Genomic DNA, 15426 nt, shown 5'->3' on the forward strand with positions numbered 1-15426 from the left:
GGGCGGCGGCCGCTGGCCTATGACGAAGTGCAGGCGTTGTTCGACGCCGCTGATGGACAGGTCGATAAGATCCGCGCTCGTGGACGCAAAGGCGGCTTGGCACCGCAGTTGTGCATGAGCAGGTTGTCGTTGTGCATGAGCAGGTTGTCTTCGAGTGCACACCCCGGCCCACCTCCCGGTCCCGGGCTCACCCGTTGTCGACGCCGATGTCCCGTGAGAGCATCCAGCGATGCGTGTAAATCTGTGGCATCGCAATTTATCCCGCATCCTCCTGGCCCTGGTCGCAGCCGCCTTCTCCATCGCATCCCTGGGCCTGGCCACCCCGGCATCCGCCGCCGTTCCCGCCGGCAACAACTGCTGGTACGTCGCGCCGGGCAGCCCACCGAGCAAGACCGACAACAAGACCGTCAACGACAATGCGGCGGTCCAGTGCGACGGTTCAGCGCGCCGCATCGACGCCACCCCGGCATCCGCCGACCTTCCCGACGGCCACGTCTGCTGGTGGGTCTCGCCGGGCAGCCCACCGAGCAAGACCGACGCCAAGACCGTCAACTACAGCGCGACGGTCCAGTGCGACGGTCCAGTGCGCCGCATCGACCTCACCGTGGAGTTGCTCTACCACGGACTGGTCGCCGGCCCCGGCGTAACCGTGAGCGGCCGCACCGATGTTTGGCAGTACACCACCCTGGTCCCCCTGTTCGGCCTCGGCGCCCCCACCCCGGGCGAGTTGTGCGAGTCCGGCTATTACTCGGGCCGGGCGACCGCCATGGTCCAATACCTGTCGGGGTCTCCGGAGTTCATCACCGCATCGACGGGGTCTGGTCCGGTATGGCTCGACTGCCCGCCGCCGGACATCCCCACGCCCCCGCCGGCGATGACGGTCGTCAACCCGGGCACCCAGAGCACGCGCCTCCCGGACAGCGTGACGCTGCAGATGCAGGCCACCGGCGGGAGCGGGTCCTACACCTGGTCGGCGACCGATCTGCCGCCCGGGCTGACCATCGACACGACGACCGGCTTGATCACCGGCACGCCCTCGATAGGAAGCTACAACGTCACGGTCACGGCCGTCGGCGGCGGCCAGGCAAGCACCACCTTCACCTGGCGCGTCCGGCGCGAGGCCGCCTGCCCCAGATGCTGATCTTCTGCCCCCAACGGAATCCCTGTCGGAAAGGCGACGGCGCGTATTGTCTGCGGTCCCGGGTCGGTCCTCCTCTCCGATCCCGCCCGGTGCGGGTAGGAGAGGAGCAACCCGTGACACACGCTGTGAACACATCTGCCGTCCCGAGCGGCGCCCTCGCCGCGGGTCTGGCGCGGCTTGGGCAGGACGACGGCCCGGCGGTCAACCTGGTGCACGGGGCAGCACGACGATGTGCCGTTGATGGAGCGGCTGGACTCGTCCGGGTCCCATCCGGTCACCGTACTGCCGGTCAGCTCCTCGACGACGACGACGCTGGCCAACGCCGGCGCCTCCGTCCACACCCGGCGCGCCTACCGCGGCGACCTGATCGCTTTCGCCTCCCACCACGGCGAGGAGATCGGCGCACTGACCGCGGCGCCGATCCGGGCCTTCCTGGCCGAGCTCGCCGACCTGTCACCGGCCAGCCGCAAGCGCAAGCGCGCCGCCGTCGCCTCCTTCACCAAGTGGGCCGTCCGCCACGACCTCCTGGCCGCTAACCCGATGGACCGGATCGACACGGTCAAGGTGCCCAAGAACCTGCCGCGCCCCGCCAGCGTGGCCGACGTTGCCAAGGTGCTGGCGGTGATCTGCTCGCGGCGGCCGCGTAAGGACCTGCCGCTGGACCGGCTGCGGGATCGGGTGCTGTTCGAGACCACCTACGTCTGCGGCGCCCGCGCCTCGGAGGTCTGCGGCCTGTACGTCGAAGACTCCTGGACCGCGCGGGATACAGCGCCGGGCCGCTGTTCCGCGCGTCCATCAACGGCCGCGGCGGACCTCTGTCCTACGACGCCGCCCATCACCGCTGGCAGAGCTACTGCACCACCGCCGGTGTCGAGATCGACATCCACCAGCTGCGTCATGCCCACGCCAGCGAGCTCATCAACGCCGGCGTACTCCATCGAGGCCGTGCGCCGCCGCCTCGGACACGCCTCCACCGAGACGACGCAGCTGTACGCGTTGCTCGACGACAAGGTCGCCGACGCCGAGATCCGCGCCGCCCGACGCCGCCGCGACCGGGCGGCGCGTTGATCGCACAGTTGGCCATCTCCAAGTTCAGGCGGCTTTGAGCAGGGACAACGCAATCGCGGGTACGTGGTGACAGCTTCGTCAACGGCAGGCCCTGTACAAGGGCACGATGAGCCGATGAAGCCGCTGGGTCGAGAGCACGGAGGACCTCTGTTTCCCCAGAATCGTCCGCGCTCTCCCCCTATGGGAAAGGCCGGGCTAGTCGATCATGACTAGCCGCGGATCAGCGACAGTGGTGCGGCGACGTGTCGCAGTCGATGGGGTCGTGGTCGGGATAGATCGACGAGACACCTCCACCGTCGAGGGTCGCGGCTGCTGCGCCGGCTGGGCAACCATTCGCGCAAGAACCGCCTGTACCGGGCCTTCCGCGAGCTCGGCCGCGCGATCCGCACCATCACCCTGCTGCGTTACCTGTCCGAGCCGGCGCTGCGTGAGCAGATCACCGCCATCACCAACCGCACCGAGGCCTTCCACGGCTTCGCCGACTGGCTGCACCGACGCCGCCAACGCCCTGGCCGCCGAAGGCCACCCCGTCGACACCGACGACCTGGCCACCGTCTCGCCCTACATCACCCACACCACCACCGATCCGGCAACTGGACCCTCAACCTCACCCCACCCGCCCAGACCCCCCACCACCCGGCTCGATCTCGAACCACGGGTGCTGTTCGGCGCACCGCCCATCTGTTGCTACCCGCCGGTATCGGGCCGTGCTGGGGCGACCGCGGGTCGCGGGAGGAGGCCCTCCATGAGCAGTTCGAGGGCGCGGTCGGCGCACAGCGGGGCGGCTCGGGTGGCGGCGGTCAGGAACGTGAGCAGCTCCGCGATCCCGATGTCAGGTCGCACCGCACCGGCGTCCTGGGCGCGGGCCAACAGCGGCGCGGCGGCCTCGAAGAGCGAATCGTGCCAGGCGGTCGCCTGCAGCGGCTCGACGTCGGCGGGGCCCGGGTGGTCGGCGAGGAACGCCTCCCTGAGCAGGCGGCTGTTGGTGACGTGCGCGGAGACGAACCGCAGCCACGTCGTCAGCGCCGCACCGGGGTCCGGGGCCGCCGCGAGGTCACGTGCACTGTCACACAGGTCCTGGATCCGCTGCTCGTACACGGCCTCGATCAGCCGCCCCCGGGTCGGGAAGTGCCGGTAGAGCGTGGCATTGCCGACCCCCGCGACCTTGGCGATCTCGTCCAGCGACGCGGCCGAGCCGTGGCTGTTCAACACGGTGTCGGCGGCCGCGAGCAACCGCTCGCGGTTGCGTGCGGCGTCGACACGACGGGGCGGTGGCTGCATACCGGGCCTCCTTGTCAACCGGGGAGCAGTCCCCGTATTGTTCCACACGTAAAACGGGGACCGATCCCCGTTTCATCGGAGGTGAGTCGATTGGACACAGTGAAGGGACCGGGCGACGTCGTCCAGGCGATAATCAGGGCTCGTGCCGAGGGTGACGTGGACGGCGCCATCGGGCTGATCGCTCCGGAGTCCCGTGACCAGGGTCGGGTGGTCAGCCATGCGGACTGGCGGCGGAAATGGGAAGGTCTGCTGGCGTCCGGCCTGGAGGTCGTCACCGAGCGGACCGTGGAGGACGGCGAGTGGGTTGCCAACCTTTACCGACTACGCAGCGCCCCGGGCTCGGGCGGTGCCGAGACCCGCGGCATGGACATGGTCCGAGTCGTCGACGGCCGACTCGTCGAGCACTGGATCTTCGTCGAGCCGGACCCTGCCTGAACCGGGTGCTGTCCGGCACTACGGCGCTCGATATCAACGGATGGGACTTGTCGATATCCCCGCCGGCATCGAGGTCGTCGCGCCCCCGGAGAGACGAAAGGCTGCAGATCGTGGACCTGCCGCCCCTCGAGCAGACAGCACTGGAATGCCCTCCCAACCCCGGTGGGGGATCCCCTACCGGAACACCCGCCGGCCAGGATGGTCGCCCAGGTCGAGGTGTTCCGTAAGAGTGTTCCGCGAACCGTTCCGGTGACGGGGCCCTATCCGGAACACTGAACGCCGTCAACGCCGCACCGGCCGCGATCCGGGTCGGCTGCGCCCGCTGCTCCACCGACGAGCAGGACGTCGTCGTCCAGGCAGCTCCTCGGTCTCGGAGTCGCGCAGGATCGGATCTACATCGACCGGTGCTTCTCCGGGACCACCCGCAGCAACCGCGGCGGCCTGGACCAAGCCCTCGCGGCGGTGTGGCCGCCAGCGTGTTCACCGTGACCAAGTTAGACCGGTTCGCCCGCAACATGGCCGAGGCCAACCAGATCCTCACCGACCTGTCCGGCCGCGGCGTGCTGTTCGGGCTGGGCGGGTCGGTCTACCACTGGAACGACCCGTTCGGCCGGCTCTTCCTGCAGACCCTGGCGATGGTCGCCGAGTTCGAGGGCAACTTGGGCCACCTGCGCACCCGCGAGGGCATGGTTCTGGCGTATTCCGGCCGCTCCCCGAGCATGCTCGCGCGCAGATGCAGACCCCGATCGAGCCCATGCCGGCCACGGCCACGGACCACATCCCCTCAGGACGTCCCGGCATGTGGGCGTACGAGCCCAAACTTGATATGAGCGCCGGCGACGGCTGCGGCATGCGGCTCCCCCCTCGGCCGGCGCGGGCCAGGCCCAGCAGCGCCCGTCCGAGGGGGTGAGCTGAAGCAGTTGCCCGTGGTACGACTCTTCCAAGTTCTCGAGGTCGTCCGGGTCGGCCCAGAGGCCGCTCGGCAGGCCCCGGCCAGGGGCGGCCACGATCAGTTAGAGGTCAGCGGACCGGCGGTAGGTTCTCGTTACCGGCGACTGGCTTGGGGAACACCCAGAACGCGTCTCCGGCAAGCCTGCGCTGCCGTTCGTAGAACAATCCGAGGTCACTGCCGCTTGACCGGTTGTCCTTGTTGCTGATGTATCTGACCGAGTAGTAGCCATGCGCGGCAAGCGAGCCCTCCCGAGTGCTGGGCGAAGGGGAATTCGTCACCGTCGAGGCCATCTGCTTCCTGGTTCACGGACGGCCAGAGCTGCTCGCATTGGCTAATGGAGTTGCGGCGATTGGCGCGGATCGTTCCGGCCGGCGCTTCGTCGGGATCCTCCAAGCCTGGCGCAGCTCCTTCACGGATGCGGTGCAGTCCGCCGTTCGGGGCGCGCCCTGGGATCTTCTTGGGTTCGTTGATCGTGGGCTTCGTCTAGGGGTCGGCATGGAAATAGGCATCCCAGACGTGCTCGGCCGACTCCCTGATGCCGATCTTGACCGTCGCGTCGAACACCAGGACGGGGTTGACGTGACCGCTCACTCGCCGACGGGCCGGAGTGCGCGGGCCAGGTCGTCGATGGCGGCGTCGTTCACCGGCGTCGTCCCGGTGAGGGTGCCGACCAGCGCCTGCGCGAGGACAGTGGCCGGCCCGATTCGCGTGTCCTCGCGTTCGTCGCCGGTGACCTTGCCGATCACTGCTTCACGTACGGACCGTGAGATGTCGAGCCCCCCGAACAGTTCGGGGAAGGACAGCGCCATCACGCACACGCCCACGTTGGCAGCGAGGATCGACTGGGCGGCCAGGGTGGGCGTGGCGCGTAGGCGTCCGGCGGCACGGCAGCGCTCCACGGCTGATAGGAGCAGGGCCTTGGCCTCCTCGATCGCCTGCGGTTTGGCGTCGCCGGTCGGCGTGAACATCAGCCGGTAGAGGTGGGGGTTCCCGAGCGCGAACGCGACGTGGCTGTCCCAGGCGGTACGCAGGTCGGCCACCGGGTCGTCGGTGGCCGGGTTGCGGCGTTTGTTGGCGAGGAAGCGCTCGAAGCCGAGGTCGGCCACCGCCGTGAGCAGCCCCTGCTTATCGCCGAACTGGCGGTAGATCTCCGGCATTCCGACTTTGGCACGGTCGCAGATGGCCCGGGTCGAGATCGCCAGGGCGTCCTTGGTGGCGAGCAGCTCGGCGGTGGCTTCCAGGATGCGCTCTCGTGCCGTTGACATGGCTTCCATGATAACAGCGCTAACACTTCGGAGCTCGACATTTCCCGTCGGAGAGCCACGCCGAGGGAGCTATTCGTTATCATTGCTTACAAGTTGTGTTAGCGTTGAACACGCACTGTTCGTCGCAAGAGAGCTGGTATTTCCCTTGAACCGTTCGATGTTCCTGCGCGCTGCCGCTGCCGCCGTCGCGGCCACCGCCACCGTGACCCTCGCCGTCACGGGTAGCGCAACAGCAGCAGCGGAAAAGCACTACGCCGCCGCGTTCACGGTGACCCACGTCGGCGGGCCGAGCACGATCCTGGAGATCGCCGGCTCGCGCATCCTGCTCGACCCGACCTTCGACGAGCCCAAGAGGTACCCGAGTGGGCTGGAGAAGACCCAGGGCCCCGCGTTGGACGTGGACGAGATCGGCAGGATCGACGCCGTGCTGCTCTCCCACGACCAGCACGACGACAACCTGGACGACACGGGCCGCGAACTGCTCAAGCGCGTGCCCGTCGTGTTCTCCACGCCGGGTGCGGAGAAGCGGCTCGGCGACCACGTGACGGGCATGAAGAGCTGGACCTCCCAGAAGCTGAAGACCTCCCGCGGCACCATCAAGGTCACCGCGGTGCCCGCCCTCCACGGCCCCGACGGAGTGGACCGCGGCGAGGACGGCGAGGTTACCGGGTTCGTGCTCAGCGGCAAGGGCGTGCCCACCACGTACATCTCCGGCGACAACGCCTCGGTGAAGGTCGCCAAGGCGGTCGGTGACCGCATCAAGAAGCAGTTCGGACGCATCGACACGGCCGTCCTGTTTGCCGGCGCCGCCCGTACGCCCGCGATTCTCGACAACGTCCCGCTGACCCTCACCTCCAAGAGGGCGGCCCTGGTGGCGCAGTACCTCAACCCCCGCAAGGTGGTCGCGGTGCACACCGACGGGTGGAACATCTATTCCGAGGACATGAAGTCCCTGGTCAAGGCGTTCCGCGAGCGGGGCGTCGCCGGGAAGCTGGTCGACCTGAGCCCGGCCGGCGGGGAGAAGACCCTGTCGTAGGGCACAGCCCGCGCATCCACTCCATCAGTCAGAAAGGAACCCCCATGACCGCGTCCACCGCCCTGCGTGACGTGATGGCCCTGCCGAACGAGCTGCCGCGGCTGAGCGAGGCAGCGCTCATCATGGTCGACTTCCAGAACACCTACCTCACCGGCGTCATGCGGCTCGAAGGCGCCGAAGAGGCCCTGGCCGCCGGCGCCCGGCTGCTCGCCGCCGCCCGTGCCGCCGGCGCGCCGGTCGTGCACATCATGAACGACGGTGGCGAGGGCACGCCGTACGACATCCGGGCCGAGATCGGCGCGATCATCGACGAAGTCGCCCCGATCGAGGGTGAGAAGGTGGTCGTCAAGCAGGCACCGAACGCCTTTCACGGCACCGATCTCGAGGACACGCTGCAGGGCCTCGGGGTCGGGAGCGAGCTGATCATCGCCGGGTTCATGACGCACATGTGCGTCATGTTCACCGCGCAGGGCGCCTTCAACCTCGGCTACCGTCCGACCGTGGTCGCCGAGGCCACCGCGACCCGCCCCCTGCGGTCGCCGGACGGGGAGGTTCTGCCGTCGCAGGCGCTGCAGATCGCGAGCCTGACCACGATCTCGGACCTGTTCGGCACGGTCGCCCTCAAGGTGGACGACCTCAAGGGCTGAAAGCCGCCGGGCCGGGGAGCAGAGAGGTCTGGAACGGAATCCCGCGTTGACGGGTTTCCCGCTGGTCGGTGAAACTCAGGTCATCGCCATCTTGCCGAAGTGATGATCGCCGGATTCCGTTCCATCTCACAGAGGGGGTGGGACACGTGCGGGCGGCCGAGCAATGCTCAGAACCTGTGGATCGGCTCGGGGGCGTACGTAGTCAGGCTGGCGGCGCGACGGCGAACGGATCGTCGATCGATGAGATTGTCCGGGAGGGAGCGCGGCGGATGTTGGAGGCCGAGGTCAACTCCTCCTTGGCCGAGCTGACCGACGCTCGTGACGCCGACGTCCGGCGTCTGGTGGTGCGCAACGGGTTCCACGCCGAGCGGACGATAGCCGCCTCGGCCGGGCCGGTGCAGGTCAAGGCGCCGCGGGTGAACGACAAGCGCGTCGATGCGGCAGCAGCTCACGCAGCAGCGTCGAGCGGAGCAATTCGCCGCCTGCGCCTATGCACTGGGGCCCTGAGCCTCGCCGCCTTCCTGGAAGACCTGGACGACTACGAGTGGGACGCCGCCTCGCTGTGTGACGGCTGGACGGTGCGGGACGTGGCCGCCCACCTGACGCTCTCGACTCGCACCACCCTGTTCGTGGCGATCAGGGGCGCGATCCGCGCCCGGGGCGACTTCAACCGCATGGTCGCCGATCTCGCCCGGGAGCGGGCCGCCCGGTTCCAACCGCACGAGCTCATCGCGCAACTGCGCGAAACGGCCGGCTCGGCACGCCGCGCTCCGGGGGCGAGCCCGCTCGGCCCGCTGGTCGACGCGCTCGTCCACGGTCAGGACATGGCCCGCCCGCTGGGCCGTACGCGCGACATGCCCGCCGCGGCGGCAGTCGCGGCGCTCGACCACGTGGTGGCGGGCAAGTTCTACGGCGGCCGGGAGCTCCTGCGCACCACACGGTTGATCGCCACGGATGCCGGCTGGTCGGCGGGCGAGGGACCGCGCGAGGTGCGCGGCCCGGCGGCCGACCTCCTCCCGCTCGCCACCGGCCGCCCGGCCGCCCGTGAGGACCTGCGTTCCACACGGTGATCGCCGGCCTCGGGGGCGACCATCATCGGTCGGCGGTCGGCGGCAGGACCCGGCTACCGCCCCTCCCCTCACTCGCCTGACACCAGATCACAGGACCTGGTGAATGGGCAAGCACCGTTCGACCCGGTCATCCGGCGGAATTTGCGGTTTATACGCCGCAGGTCCGGCGGCGCCTTAGCGCCTATGCGCTCCGAGTAATTCGTGTCAGAATGACCTGTGTTCTCAGCCATGTCCAGGATGAAGAAAAGGAGCATTAAAATGGCTGGACCTCGAGTGCGCCTGGCGGCGTTGACGATGGGCGTCGTCAGCATGTTAGCGGTATCCGGCGGGATCGCGGACGCGTCCGCAGGCCGTACGTACCGGGTCGCTTACTAGGGACCCTTCAGTGCCGAGACCACCTGCAACGCATACAGCGCCGCGCTGAACGATCCGCCGGACGTCTACAGTTCTCCCTGCTTCTACTCCGAAAGCGGCGTGCCCGGCTACAAGCTCCTGCCGGGCTGGTATTTCCGCTACCAATACTCCATCGATTGAGCAACCGGATCCCATTCTTTTGAGCGGCGATGTCCTTACTCAGGGTGACACGACTCGGAAATCCGCTCGCAGAGAAATGATTCAGGCGGTTGCGGATTTCCGGAACGCCGGCGGTAGTGCCTGTCCGATGGTCCAGCAGGGCCTTTCGCTCAGGCAGACAGCAGCGTCACTATCATTCCGTGGCCGTCCGGCGGCTCCCGCCTGGTGGCAGATCCGCCCGCACGGAGCATGAACGAAGGCCGTCCAGGTCGCCGCGGTGCTTCCCGGCACCGGCCCACGGCAGACGATCTTGTGCTTGGCCCCGTACTCCCTTCCATGATCGCCCCTCGGCCTCGGAACTTCCTCGATAGGCTCCCGGAGTCACAGCAGACTCAGGAGGCCCTGGTGACCGGTGGTGCAGCGCAGGAGATCGAGGTCAAGTACCGGGTGTTCGACCTGGGCGCGCTGGTGAGCGCTCTGGCCGCCCGGGGCGCGGCCTTGTCGCCGCCGGTCCACCAGGACGATCAGGCATATGCGCAGCCGGGCTGGGACTACGGGCAGCCCAAGATCGGGATCGTGTTCGCGCGGCTGCGGACGCAGGACGGCCGTCACCTGTTCACGGTGAAGCAGCCCCTCGCCAACGAGCAGGCGTGCCTGGAGCACGAGACCCCGATCGCCGACCGCGAGCAGATGCACGAGGCCATCACCACGATGGGGTTCCGGCCGACCGTGCGCATCGTCAAGACCCGGCGCACCGCCGTGCTCGACGGGCTGCGCGTCTGCGTGGACGAGGTCGAGGCGGCCGGGGCCTTCATGGAGGTCGAGTGGACCGTGAGCGCGCAGGAGCCGGGCGCCGCGGTGCAGGCCGAACTCGACGCGTGGGCGCGGTCGCTCGGGGTGGAGCTGGAGCGCACCAGCGACACCTACGACTCGCTGGTGCGCTCCGCGCCGCGGTCGCACCCCACCCTGGCCGCAGCCGCCACAGCGTCAGCTGCGGTGGTCAGCGTGTGGGTGGACTCGACATCGTGGACCATATCGAGGTCGGCCATCAGCGCCTCATCGGGGCTGTTTCAGGCGGAGGGCGTCAGATCGCGGCGGCGCAGGAACGCCAGCCCCGCCGCGGCCAGGGCAACGGCCACGATGGTCAGCCCCAGCAGTGGCGCTACCGGTGACGAGGCGCTGCCCAGGAGCGTCGCCGGCACGTGCACGAACGGCGAAAGGTCCAGGATGATCCCGGTGGCCAGCTTGAACTCCGCCAGCAGATCCACGAGCAGGAACAGGCCGAGCGCGGTCCAGCTCGCGGCCGCCGTCAGCCGTGGCAGCAGGCCGAACAGCAGCGTCGCGATCCCGACCACGGTCCAGACCGCGGGCAGGTAGGCCAGCGTGGCCCCGGTGACGCGGGCCACGTCGCCGTCGAAGGTGAGCCCTGCTGCCGCGCCCAGCGCCGTCAGGAGCAGCACCGGGCTCATGACGGCGAACACCAGGTGGCTCAGCGCCCAGCGCAGCCGGCCGACGGGGGTGGACAGAAGCAGATCGGCCCGGCCCGCCGCCTCCTCGCCACGGGCGCGCAGTGCCGACACCAGCGCGGCCCCCGCGACGAGCTGGCTGAGCACGTACATCACGAACGTGAAGAACACATCCGAGAGCCGGGCCTCGGCGCCACCGAGGGTCGCGGCCAGCTCCCGGAACTGCGGCGTGTCCAGCTGGGTGTTCAGCCCGCGCGCTGCCACTCCGAGCAGGGCGCCCAGCGCTCCGAAACCGATCGTGAAGCCCGCCAGGGTGCCGCGATGCAGGCGAGCGGCCAGGCCGAACGCGCCCGGCAACGTTCCCTCGGCGGGTCCGGGGCGGGCGGGAATCAGGCCGCCGGCCAGGTCACGCCGCGTGAACAGCGCGAACGCGGCCGCCGCCAGCGCGGTGACGAGCGCCGCGATCAGCCCCAGCACCCACCAATGGTCGCCGGCGTAGGGTTTGGTCAGCCGGACCCAGCCGAACGGCGTCAGCCACGCCAGCCAGCCGATGCCGCCGGTGTCGGCCAGCGAGCGCAGCGCGAACAGCAGGCCGCCGGCCGCGATCGCGATGCCGCGCGCCGTACCGGAGGACGCGGTGAGCTGCCCGGTGATGGCGGCCACGGCCGCGAAAGCCCAGCCGCCCGCGGCGGTGGACAGCCCGAACAGCAGCGAGGAACCCGCGGGCAGGCCGCCCGCGACCAGGGCGGGCACTGACAGCAGGCCCAGGAGCAGGTTGGCGGCCAGCACGGCCGCGAGCGCGGCGGCCAGCGGGGCGTGACGGCCGATGACACCCGAGGCCAGCAGTTCGCGCCGGCCGGTCTCCTCCTCGACGCGGGTGTGCCTGATCATCAGCAGGATGCTGATGAGCCCGCCGAACAGCGCGAGAGAGGAGCCGAGCGTCCATGCGGTCAGGCCGCCGACGCTCGCGTCATAGATGGGGCCGCGCATGGCCAGCTGCGCGGGGTTGCTCGCCGAGGCCGCCGCGAAGGAGTCGCGGGCGGCCTGGTCGGCGTACAGGTCGGTGGTGGCGGAGGCGATGCTCGCCGGAAGCAGCGCGGTGATCGCGATCCACACCGGCAGCAGCACGCGGTCCCTGCGCAGGATGAGCCGGATCAGTGTCCCCGTGCCGGTCATGGTGCCGGTCATCTGGCGGCTCCCTCGTAGTGGCGCAGGAACAGCTCCTCCAGCGTCGGCGGCTGGGTGGTCAGGGCACGTACGCCTGCCCGGGCGAGCTCGGCGAGCACCGAGGTGAGCGCATCACCGTCGACCTGGCAGCGCAGCCGGGCGCCGTCCACGGTCAGGTTGTGCACGCCGGGCAGGGCGGCCAGGCCGGGCGCCGGTCCGATCAACTCGGCGGTGACGGAGGTGCGGGTGAGATGGCGCAGGTCGGCGAGGGTGCCGGACTCGACGGTACGGCCGGCGCGGATGATGCTGACGCGGTCGCAGAGCGTCTCCACCTCCGACAGGATGTGGCTGGACAGCAGCACGGTGCGGCCGTCGCGCTTCTCCTGCAGGACGCACTCGTTGAAGACCGCCTCCATGAGCGGGTCCAGGCCCGAGGTCGGCTCGTCCAGGATCAGCAGTTCGACGTCGGAGGCGAGAGCGGCCACCAGCGCGACCTTCTGCCGGTTGCCCTTGGAGTAGGTACGGCACTTCTTGCGCGGGTCGAGCTCGAAGCGTTCGAGCAGCTCGGTGCGGCGTTCCGGGTCGAGGCCGCCGCGTACCCTGCCCAGCAGGTCGATGACCTCGCCGCCAGTGAGCGAGGGCCACAGGGTGACGTCGCCCGGCACGTAGGCCAGGCGCCGGTGCAGCTCGGTGGCGTCGCGCCAGGGGTCGCCGCCGAGTAACGCGACCTGGCCGCTGTCGGCGCGCATCTGGCCGAGCAGGATGCGGATGGTGGTGGTCTTGCCCGCGCCGTTGGGGCCCAGGAAGCCGTGCACCTCGCCCGTCTTGACGGTGAGGTCGAGCCCGTCCAGGGCCCTGGCCTGGCCGAAGGTCTTGACCAGACCGTCCGCGTGCACTGCGGCGTTCATTGCTGTCCCTCGAGCTTCTCCAGGCCCGTCCGCGCTTGGTTGAACAGTTCGCGGCCGAGGAATTCCGGTCTGATCAGGTCGAGCTGGGCCTTGCTGACGCGTACCGCGCCTTGCGGGGTGTAGAGGTCCGAGCCGAGGGCCCGGGAGACGTGCTCGTGCAGCACGGTGATGCCCAGCTTCATCGCCGTCAGTACGGTCGCGCGGGCGCGATGATCGGCCTCGGAACGGTCTTCGTCGGCGAGATGCTCCTCCGTCACGCTGACGAGTTCGTCGAACATGGCGGCGGCTGCGGGGGAACCGTCCACCAGCGCGCGGCCCAGATATTTCATCAAGGGCGGCGCGGTTCGGTGGACGTTCTCGATGAATTCGGGCTTGTCCAGATTGTGCTCGGTGACGCCGACGGTGACCTGCTCGCGCAGGTAGCTGACGACGTACTCGTCGCAAGCCTGTCTCAGCTCTTCCTTGGTGCCGAAGTGGTGCTGCACCAGGCCGGGCGAGGCCTTGGCGGCCTCGGCGATCCCGCGGATGGTGGTGGCCTTGACTCCCTGCTCGGCGAACAACGCCATTGCCGCGTCCCGGATGCGGGCGCGGGTCGTCAGGTCTTCTTCAGAGATTGGTCGCACGTCCAAGAGTCTATACAAATGTATTGGTCACCATGCAAGTGTTCAACCTATCGGCGAACTCGCCCCCCAGACGTGCCTCGGATGGGCCGGATGACTCTGTAGACGAGTTAAGTCCTAAGTCACTGGAGTGCAGGAAGGGCGAAGGGTGCCGAGGATCGATGTGTGACGAACGACCTCAATGCCGGGTTACTGACTCTGGCCGTGGCTCACGTCCTGCTCGGCATCCCCCTTGACGAACCCCGGTCTCGTCCGCGATCAGCACGCCGTCCGGGGCCGAGCCGGTCAACGATGAAATCGCGGACGTCATCGCGGACGGCGTCGGCGTCCCAGCGAGGGTGCGCAGGAGCCGCTGCACCGCCTGCGGCCCGGTGAGCCCGAGGTGTTCGGCCAGGTTCCAGCAGTTCTTGCGGTCGATGTCGGTCAGCAACCCGCGTACGTAAGCACCGGCGGCGCGACGCGGCTCGATGCGGCCGAAGTAGGAAAGCAGGTCGGCGTTGATCTGCTCCCAGCGCGTGCGGATCTGGTCGAGTATGTCGGGGTGGTGTTTGGCCAGATTGGCTTGCTCTCGGGGGTCGGCCGGCACGTCGCGCAGCGTTTCGGCGTTGTTGGCGCGTAGGTATTTCCAGCGTCCGATGCGCAGTGCTCCGGCCCGGCTGGTGCGCCAGAACAGGGCGTTGTCCGGCGCTTGGGCTCCGTCAAGGAAGTAGGGCAGGAGGGCGTGCCCGTCCAGGGGGTGGCTGTCGGCGGGTTGCACGCCGGCGGTGTCCAGGATGGTCGCGGATGATCCGATCGGGTGCGGTGCGGCGGGCGATCCGCCACCGTCCGTCGGTCCCATCCGAGCCGTCGGCGGGCTCGACGTCTTGACCGGCGATCAGGGCGAGCAAGCCGAGCGCCTGCTCGGCCGTGTTGTCCATAGGCCGGCCGCTGAGGTGGTGGAGCAGGGTGAGCGCATCGGGCGATCATCGGATTGCCCGGATCAGCGTAATCGTGCGCATGGCAGTGCGCCGCCACGATCGCGCCGGCGCCGGGCACCTGGCGGGCCACCCGGCGGATCGCGGCGATCAGCTGGGTGATGGTGTCCTGGGTGGCGACCGCGTCCAGCAGCACCACCGAATCCAGCGCCCGCCGCGTCCGGCCCGCCAGCACCCCGGTCTCCGCCACCACGGCGCGGACGATGCCGAAGATGCGGTCCGGGTCTGACGAGCGGGCCAGCCGGCGCCGGAAGCAGGTCAGCAGCGACGGGTCGAACCCCTGGTCATACAGGCCAAGCCCGCAAGCGGCCTTCCACCGCAGGTCGAACCGCAGCGCCCCGGCCGCCTCCTCATCCCACAGCCCATGCAGCGCCTGCAGCACCACCACCGTGGCCAGCAGACCCGGCGGCACCGATGGACGCCCGTTGACCGGCGCGTACATGTCCGCGAACGCCTCCGGCGGAAACAACACCCGCCGGTGTTCAGCCAGGAACGCGAACACGCTCCCGGCCGGGATCATCTCGCGGCACACCACCCATACCTCAGGCCCGGCCGGAGCCCTCCGACGGCCCACTTGAATCCCCGATCCCGCTCTGGCCAGCCCACCAACATCTTCAGGACATTCCAAGGGCCTGTTCGAAGGTCAGATCATGATGTTGCGCCCACTTCCCATGCCCGAGGTCCTTCGTCTGGACAGTGGAAACGCCGAAGAAACGGCCGACCCCCTAGACCTGGTCCCCGAACATTTCGGCGCCGGCAGATTCCGCGCAGGGCCTCCGCCCAGCGCACCGGCGTGTCCAACAGGAAGGGACTCATTGTGATACGAATTACTGCTCCGCGCATGGCGGGTTTGGCCTGTGCCGTCCTGGCCTTGAGCACCGTG

At 69.1% G+C, this 15426-nt stretch carries 13 protein-coding genes and 6 pseudogenes; 10 read left to right on the forward strand and 9 right to left on the reverse strand.

The features are described 5' to 3' along the window. Positions 1 to 229 precede the first annotated feature (229 nt). From AC27IY_RS11695 to AC27IY_RS11705, 3 genes and pseudogenes are all read left to right on the forward strand, one after another. A complete protein-coding gene (locus tag AC27IY_RS11695; RefSeq protein WP_487177943.1) occupies positions 230 to 1141 on the forward strand; it encodes an Ig domain-containing protein in 912 nt (303 codons plus the stop codon). A 240-nt stretch (positions 1142 to 1381) separates the two neighbouring features. Next, positions 1382 to 2209 carry a site-specific integrase gene (locus tag AC27IY_RS11700; RefSeq protein WP_487177944.1) on the forward strand — a complete coding sequence of 276 codons (828 nt, stop codon included), beginning with the start codon at positions 1382 to 1384 and terminating at the stop codon, positions 2207 to 2209. Between the two features lie 303 nt (positions 2210 to 2512). Then, a pseudogene (locus AC27IY_RS11705) lies at positions 2513 to 2701 on the forward strand (Tn3 family transposase); the annotation flags it as partial. Positions 2702 to 2896: 195 nt separating this feature from the next. Here the strand turns inward: AC27IY_RS11705 and AC27IY_RS11710 are convergent. Next, positions 2897 to 3490, reverse strand: a complete 594-nt coding sequence (locus tag AC27IY_RS11710; RefSeq protein ID WP_487177945.1) for a TetR/AcrR family transcriptional regulator — start codon at positions 3488 to 3490, stop codon at positions 2897 to 2899. 132 nt (positions 3491 to 3622) lie between these two features. On the opposite strand from AC27IY_RS11710, the pseudogene AC27IY_RS11715 reads away from it, so the two are divergent. After that, positions 3623 to 3925 (forward strand): annotated as a pseudogene (locus AC27IY_RS11715) (nuclear transport factor 2 family protein); the annotation flags it as partial. 485 nt (positions 3926 to 4410) lie between these two features. Then, positions 4411 to 4755 carry a recombinase family protein gene (locus tag AC27IY_RS11720; protein WP_487177946.1) on the forward strand — a complete coding sequence of 115 codons (345 nt, stop codon included), beginning with the start codon at positions 4411 to 4413 and terminating at the stop codon, positions 4753 to 4755. Between the two features lie 293 nt (positions 4756 to 5048). Here the strand turns inward: AC27IY_RS11720 and AC27IY_RS11725 are convergent, their stop codons facing one another. Both AC27IY_RS11725 and AC27IY_RS11730 read right to left on the reverse strand, forming a co-directional pair. Beyond that, the gene (locus tag AC27IY_RS11725; RefSeq protein WP_487177947.1) at positions 5049 to 5270 is read right to left on the reverse strand and encodes a hypothetical protein; all 222 of its coding nucleotides are present in this window, start codon (positions 5268 to 5270) and stop codon (positions 5049 to 5051) included. A 194-nt stretch (positions 5271 to 5464) separates the two neighbouring features. Continuing rightward, on the reverse strand, positions 5465 to 6142 hold the full coding sequence (locus AC27IY_RS11730) for a TetR/AcrR family transcriptional regulator (RefSeq protein ID WP_487177948.1): 678 nt from the start codon (positions 6140 to 6142) through the stop codon (positions 5465 to 5467). A 157-nt stretch (positions 6143 to 6299) separates the two neighbouring features. Between AC27IY_RS11730 and AC27IY_RS11735 the strand changes: the two genes are divergently transcribed. From AC27IY_RS11735 to AC27IY_RS11755, 5 genes and pseudogenes are all read left to right on the forward strand, one after another. Next, the gene (locus tag AC27IY_RS11735) at positions 6300 to 7178 is read left to right on the forward strand and encodes an MBL fold metallo-hydrolase (protein WP_487177949.1); all 879 of its coding nucleotides are present in this window, start codon (positions 6300 to 6302) and stop codon (positions 7176 to 7178) included. Positions 7179 to 7222: 44 nt separating this feature from the next. Beyond that, on the forward strand, positions 7223 to 7825 hold the full coding sequence (locus tag AC27IY_RS11740; protein WP_487177950.1) for an isochorismatase family protein: 603 nt from the start codon (positions 7223 to 7225) through the stop codon (positions 7823 to 7825). A gap of 176 nt (positions 7826 to 8001) precedes the next feature. Next, positions 8002 to 8301: pseudogene (locus tag AC27IY_RS11745) on the forward strand (IS256 family transposase); the annotation flags it as partial. A gap of 27 nt (positions 8302 to 8328) precedes the next feature. Beyond that, entirely contained in the window at positions 8329 to 8895 is a 567-nt protein-coding gene (locus AC27IY_RS11750) for a maleylpyruvate isomerase family mycothiol-dependent enzyme (protein WP_487178041.1), read from the forward strand. Between the two features lie 849 nt (positions 8896 to 9744). Continuing rightward, positions 9745 to 10257, forward strand: a pseudogene (locus AC27IY_RS11755) (class IV adenylate cyclase); the annotation flags it as partial. A 74-nt stretch (positions 10258 to 10331) separates the two neighbouring features. Here the strand turns inward: AC27IY_RS11755 and AC27IY_RS11760 are convergent. The 6 genes and pseudogenes from AC27IY_RS11760 to AC27IY_RS11785 form a co-directional block, all read right to left on the reverse strand. Continuing rightward, positions 10332 to 10457: a hypothetical protein gene (locus AC27IY_RS11760; RefSeq protein ID WP_487178046.1), complete on the reverse strand. Its 126-nt coding sequence runs from the start codon at positions 10455 to 10457 to the stop codon at positions 10332 to 10334. A 21-nt stretch (positions 10458 to 10478) separates the two neighbouring features. Further along, positions 10479 to 12062: an ABC transporter permease gene (locus tag AC27IY_RS11765; protein WP_487177951.1), complete on the reverse strand. Its 1584-nt coding sequence runs from the start codon at positions 12060 to 12062 to the stop codon at positions 10479 to 10481. Next, entirely contained in the window at positions 12059 to 12949 is an 891-nt protein-coding gene (locus AC27IY_RS11770; RefSeq protein WP_487177952.1) for an ABC transporter ATP-binding protein, read from the reverse strand. Before AC27IY_RS11770 ends, AC27IY_RS11765 begins: the two co-directional genes overlap by 4 nt. Further along, a complete protein-coding gene (locus tag AC27IY_RS11775) occupies positions 12946 to 13572 on the reverse strand; it encodes a TetR/AcrR family transcriptional regulator (protein WP_449958622.1) in 627 nt (208 codons plus the stop codon). Before AC27IY_RS11775 ends, AC27IY_RS11770 begins: the two co-directional genes overlap by 4 nt. A gap of 211 nt (positions 13573 to 13783) precedes the next feature. Then, positions 13784 to 14071 (reverse strand): annotated as a pseudogene (locus tag AC27IY_RS11780) (transposase); the annotation flags it as partial. A gap of 280 nt (positions 14072 to 14351) precedes the next feature. Continuing rightward, positions 14352 to 15063: pseudogene (locus AC27IY_RS11785) on the reverse strand (transposase); the annotation flags it as partial. Between the last annotated feature and the right edge of the window lie 363 nt (positions 15064 to 15426).

Source organism: Nonomuraea sp. B208, from assembly GCF_057536035.1.

Bases quoted from the DNA above. Each gene is read 5' to 3' on its own strand.
- AC27IY_RS11770 (WP_487177952.1), bottom strand. From the start codon at position 12,949: ATGAACGCCGCAGTGCACGCGGACGGTCTGGTCAAGACCTTCGGCCAG.
- AC27IY_RS11760 (WP_487178046.1), bottom strand. From the start codon at position 10,457: ATGGCCGACCTCGATATGGTCCACGATGTCGAGTCCACCCACACGCTG.
- AC27IY_RS11695 (WP_487177943.1), top strand. From the start codon at position 230: ATGCGTGTAAATCTGTGGCATCGCAATTTATCCCGCATCCTCCTGGCC.
- AC27IY_RS11740 (WP_487177950.1), top strand. From the start codon at position 7,223: ATGACCGCGTCCACCGCCCTGCGTGACGTGATGGCCCTGCCGAACGAG.
- AC27IY_RS11730 (WP_487177948.1), bottom strand. From the start codon at position 6,142: ATGTCAACGGCACGAGAGCGCATCCTGGAAGCCACCGCCGAGCTGCTC.
- AC27IY_RS11765 (WP_487177951.1), bottom strand. From the start codon at position 12,062: ATGACCGGCACCATGACCGGCACGGGGACACTGATCCGGCTCATCCTG.
- AC27IY_RS11735 (WP_487177949.1), top strand. From the start codon at position 6,300: ATGTTCCTGCGCGCTGCCGCTGCCGCCGTCGCGGCCACCGCCACCGTG.
- AC27IY_RS11710 (WP_487177945.1), bottom strand. From the start codon at position 3,490: ATGCAGCCACCGCCCCGTCGTGTCGACGCCGCACGCAACCGCGAGCGG.
- AC27IY_RS11700 (WP_487177944.1), top strand. From the start codon at position 1,382: ATGGAGCGGCTGGACTCGTCCGGGTCCCATCCGGTCACCGTACTGCCG.